A 443-nucleotide genomic window follows, 5' to 3' on the forward strand; every position below is an offset into this window, starting at 1 on the left:
GTGCCGATCGGCATCGCAATGAAATTGCTGTCCGGCAGGTCGGCAATGCGCAGGGCGATATCGACATGCTCGTCCAGCAGGGCCACCACGCGGTCGGTCAGCACCATGCGGACGTCGATGTCCGGATAGGTTTTCAGGAAATCCGCCACCACGGGCAGCAGGTGCAGGCGGCCGAAGACGATGGGCGCCGTGATGACGAGTTCGCCCTTGGGCGCGGCATATTCGCCGGACGCGGCGCGCTCCGCCTCGCCTACCTCCTCGAGGATGCGCCGGCAGGCCGCCACGTAGGCGTGGCCGGTCTCGGTCAGCGAGAGCTGCCGGGTGGAGCGATGCAGGAGCCGGGTGTTCAGGTGCGCCTCCAGCTCGCCCACCTTCCGGCTCACGGTGGCAAGCGGCATCCGGAGCTGGCGCGCGGCGGCGGAAAAGCTGCCGGCCTCCACCAC

Annotated in this window: 1 protein-coding gene; it reads right to left on the reverse strand. The window is 68.8% G+C overall.

Annotated features, from left to right (window positions below; translation table 11 throughout):
- On the reverse strand, positions 1 to 443 hold a 443-nt coding region (locus tag AB4Z35_RS30585), incomplete at both ends, for a LysR family transcriptional regulator (RefSeq protein WP_442101241.1).

It is taken from the genome of Pseudomonas sp. KB_15 (assembly GCF_052114525.1).
In the GTDB taxonomy this organism is placed as follows: domain Bacteria; phylum Pseudomonadota; class Gammaproteobacteria; order Pseudomonadales; family Pseudomonadaceae; genus Aquipseudomonas.